Origin of the sequence: Methylorubrum podarium (assembly GCF_022179745.1) — a bacterium.
GTDB classification, from domain to species: Bacteria; Pseudomonadota; Alphaproteobacteria; order Rhizobiales; family Beijerinckiaceae; genus Methylobacterium; species Methylobacterium podarium.
Window position 1 is genome coordinate 1 of the sequence record NZ_BPRD01000015.1, and the last position, 4107, is coordinate 4107.

The 4107-nt window shown below is 71.4% G+C and carries 4 protein-coding genes; 3 read left to right on the forward strand and 1 reads right to left on the reverse strand.

Annotated elements, in window-relative coordinates; translation table 11 throughout:
* Window positions 1–327: SDR family NAD(P)-dependent oxidoreductase (locus MFF42_RS00715; protein ID WP_238253588.1), on the reverse strand; the 327-nt coding region annotated here is incomplete at its 3' end.
* Window positions 328–467: 140 nt separating this feature from the next.
* Here MFF42_RS00715 and MFF42_RS00720 point away from each other — a divergent pair.
* From MFF42_RS00720 to MFF42_RS00730, 3 genes are all read left to right on the forward strand, one after another.
* Window positions 468–1424, forward strand: a complete 957-nt coding sequence (locus MFF42_RS00720) for a GlxA family transcriptional regulator (RefSeq protein ID WP_238253589.1) — start codon at window positions 468–470, stop codon at window positions 1422–1424.
* A gap of 135 nt (window positions 1425–1559) precedes the next feature.
* The gene (locus MFF42_RS00725) at window positions 1560–1820 is read left to right on the forward strand and encodes a hypothetical protein (protein WP_238253590.1); all 261 of its coding nucleotides are present in this window, start codon (window positions 1560–1562) and stop codon (window positions 1818–1820) included.
* A gap of 253 nt (window positions 1821–2073) precedes the next feature.
* The coding region (locus tag MFF42_RS00730; protein ID WP_238253591.1) for a caspase family protein at window positions 2074–4107 on the forward strand (2034 nt) is incomplete at its 3' end.

Here is a 4107-nt window from a genome sequence, read left to right on the forward strand (position 1 = left end):
CATCCGTTCCATCTCGTCCACCGAGGCGGAGGCGAGCGGCGCGGCGCTGCCGAAGCCGGCATTGTTGACGAGATGCGTGATGGACGCGTCGCTCTTGAGGATCTCCTCGACCGCGGCGAGACCCGCGCGCTCGGTCAGGTCGGCCTCGACGGTGCGGACCGCGACGCCGTGGCGGCGGGACAGGTCGTCGGCCACCGCGTCGAGCCGCGCCCGGTTGCGGGCGACGAGGATCAGGTCGTGGCCGCGGCGAGCGAAACGATCGGCGTAGACGGCGCCGATGCCGGAGGAGGCGCCGGTGATCAGCACGGTGCCGGAGGTCGAGGTCATGGTCGTCGTCCTGTCCTGGGGCCGGCCCCGGCATCTGCCGAGCCTGCGCGGCCGTTGGCGATGTCAGGACCCTATCCCTGGACGCGCGTGTCTTAAATGACGTATAAACGTCAAATCAGGACATGAACGTGGAGCGTCCGATGCGGCAGGTCGGATTCATTCTGGAGGACGGCTTTCAGGTGATGGGGTTGGCCGCCCTGTCGGCCTTCGAGTTCGCCAACGTGCATCTCGGCCGCGAGGCCTACCGGCTGGTCGTGATGTCGGAGCGGGGCGGCACCGTCCGCTCCTCCCTCGGAATCGGCATCGAGACCGTGGCGCTGACCGAGACGCCCGACACGCTGATGGTCGTCGGCGAGTTGCTGCCCCGCCCGCTCACGCCGCGCCTGCGCGACTACATCGCCGGGGCCGGGCGGACCGCGCGCCGGGTCGCGGGCCTCTGCACCGGCGCCTTCGCCCTGGCCGAGGCCGGGCTCCTCGACGGCCGGGTGGCGACGACGCACTGGGCCCATGCCCGCGACCTGCAGCAGCGCTATCCCCACATCCGCGTCGATGACGACCGCATCTTCGTCTCAGACGGCCCGATCTGGACCTCGGCCGGGATGAGCGCGGCGATCGACCTGACGCTGGCGCTGATCGAGGACGATCACGGCACGGAGCTGTCGCGCGCCATCGCCCGCAAGCTCGTGGTCTATCACCGCCGCCCCGGCGGCCAGTCGCAGTTCTCGGCCTTGCTCGAACTGGAGCCGCGCTCGGACCGGGTCCGCCGCGCGCTGCTCTACGCCAAGGAGCACCTGCGCAATCCGCTGACCGTGGAGGAACTGGCGGAGGCCGCCCGCGTCAGCCCGCGCCAGTTCAGCCGGCTCTTCCGCGAGGAGACCGGGCAATCCCCGGCAAAGGCGGTCGAGCGGCTGCGGCTCGAGGCGGCGAAGGCCATGCTCGAAGAGGGGCGCCATTCCATGGACGTGGTCGCCCGCGACACGGGCTTCGCCGACCGCGACCGGATGCGCCGCGCCTTCCTGCGCGCCTTCGGCCATCCGCCGCAGAGCCTGCGCCGCAGCCTGCGCCTGATCGAGGGCTCCGAACCCTCGGCCGCGTGATCCGGCGCGGCGCCGATTTCCGGACCGGCGATTTTTTTTCGGCGATTTCTTGAGGCCGGCTTCGCGAAAACCGGTCTGTCGCTCCCATGCCCCCATCGAGGGCGGATGGACACCGCCCGATCAGGGAGAAGCGACATGAACAAGGTGATGATCCTCGCGCTCGTCGGTGCCGGCCTCCTCGGCGCCGCGCCCTCCGCCTTCGCCCAGGAAGGGACTGCGCCGACCGGCAACCAGGAGTTCATCGGCGTCGATCTCGACAATGGCGGCGTCTACTACAACGGGCGCAATTCCGGCCGGTACTGCCTCTACCGCACCGTCGAGGTGTTCAACCGCTACACCGGCTACGTCGAGGCCCGCCGGGTGCGCCGCTGCGGCCGCGGCCTCTACCTGCCGTAGGGAGGCGACGCGATGCTGACCGCCCTCTCGCCGCTCCACCTCGCCGCCCTCGGCCTCATCCTCACGCTCTTCGCCGGGGGCTGAGCCTCGCCCGCCCCCCCGCCGGACAGGCGGCACGGCACCGATGCGCCCTCGTCGAGCGACATTGTTTCCCAGCCTTCGAGCGGCTACCCCTGGGCGGCGTCCGAGCGCGGACGCGCCCCGCTCCAAGGATGACAGCCTCGGTCCGCGAACCGAGAGGAGGACGAACCGCATGCCGAGACGGGCCCCGGTCATCGCCGCGCGCAGAGCCTTTCGAACAGCCGCTCTCCTCCTGGCAGCCTGCCTCGCCCTCGCCGCGCCGGCCGGAGCCGCGCCCGAGGCGACGCCGTTCTCCGACAACGCCGACTCGGTCGCGGTGGTGATCGGCAACCGCAGCTACAAGCAGACGGTCCCGGTCGATTACGCCCACAACGACGCGGAGGCGATCCGCGCCTACCTGATCGAGCGCCTCGGCTACCGCGACAGCAACGTCTTCATCCTGAAGGACGCGACCCTCAACGAGTTCAACCAAGTCTTCGGCACCGAGCGCAACCCGCAATCGGGCCGGCTCTGGCGCAACGCCCGCGAGGGCCGCTCGAACGTCTTCGTCTACTATTCCGGCCACGGCGTGCCGGATCTGACGACGAAGCAGCCCTTCCTGCTGCCGGAGGACGGCAACCCGAACCAGGGCGAGAGCGGCTATTCCCTGGAGACCCTCTACCGCAACCTCGACCTCGTGAAGCGCAAGATCGGGCCGGAGCGCCAGCTCGTGGTGATGGTCGATGCCTGCTTCACCGGCGAGACGGGGCGCAAGGGCGAGAGCCTGCTCGCCGTCTCGGCGCCCGGCTTCGCCCCGGCGCGGCCGAAGGCGGAGACCGGGATCACGCGCCTCGTCGCCACCTCGGGCGCGACGCCCGCGAACTGGGACGAGGCTAACAAGCTCGGCCTCCTCACCAGCCGCTTCCTGATGGGCGTCTCGGGCCTCGCCGATGCGAAGGACGGACCCGGCAACGGCGACGGGCTGATCCAGTGGCCGGAGTTGAAGGGCTATCTGCGCCGCGAGGTCGAGGAGGCGGCGCGGCGCGCCTCGGGCCGCGAGCAGGTGCCGGAGATCGACGACGCGCCGATCGTGGTGAAGGCCTCGCTCCCCGTTGCGGCGGTGGCCGGCGGCGTCGCGGCGATCCGCGACGAGGCGGCGTGGCGCCGGGCGGAGACCCTCGGCACCCGCGAGGCGTTCGAGGCCTATGTCGGCACCTGCGGCGAGGCTTGCGCCTACCGCTCGCAGGCGATGGACCGGCTGCTCGCCGGCCGCAAGCGCGACGCGGCGGCGATCGACCAGGAGAACTGGGCGAAGTTCGGGGCGCAGCGGCAGTACCAGGCCTATCTCGATTCCTGCGGCGAGGTCTGCGCCTATCGCGGCCTCGCGGAGGGCTATCTCGGCGGCTCGAATCCGAGCGGCGATCCGCGGGTGAAGCGCTGCGACGAGCTCGCCGCCGGCACCGACGACCCCGACCGGCCGAACGGCGTGCCGGGGGTGAAGCTCGGGCGGATCGAGGCGTCCGCCGCCATCGAGGCCTGCCGCGGGGCGTCGACCGCCTATCCGCAGCTGCGCCGCCTCTCCTACCAGCTCGGCCGCGCCTACGACCGGGCCGACCGCTACAAGGAGGCGTTCGCGGCCTACGACCGGGCGGCCAAGGCCGGCAGCGTCTCGGCGATGAACAACCTCGCCACGCTCTACGAGAACGGCCAGGGCGTGAAGCGCGCGCAGGCCGAGGCGTTCCGCCTCTACCGGCAGGCGGGCGAGGCCGGCAACGTGGTGGCGCTCGCCAACGCCGCGCGGATGCTCGAATACGGCAACGGCATCCCGAAGGACGAGGCCGGCGCGGTGGCGCTCTACAAGCGCGCGGTCGCGGGCGGCGACGTCGCCTCGATCTCGAAGCTGGTGCCGCACTACGCCACCGGCGCCTACGGCTTCCCAAGGGACCTGCGCCAGGGCTTCGACCTGTTCCGGCAGGCGGCCGACAAGGGCGATCCGGTCGCCATGGCGACGATGGCGACGCTGATCGACAACGGCTTCGGCCGCTACTTCCCCGGCGTGCGCGCCTCCGACATGGTGCTGCGGGCGCTGAAGCGGGGCGAGCTCGGCGCGGCCTCGGTCTCGGCCACCGACACGGCGGCACAGAAGCTGAAGCCCGAGACGATCCGCACCGTGCAGCGCGCGGTCAAGGAGGCGGATTACTATTCGGGCGCCCTCGACGGCCGCTTC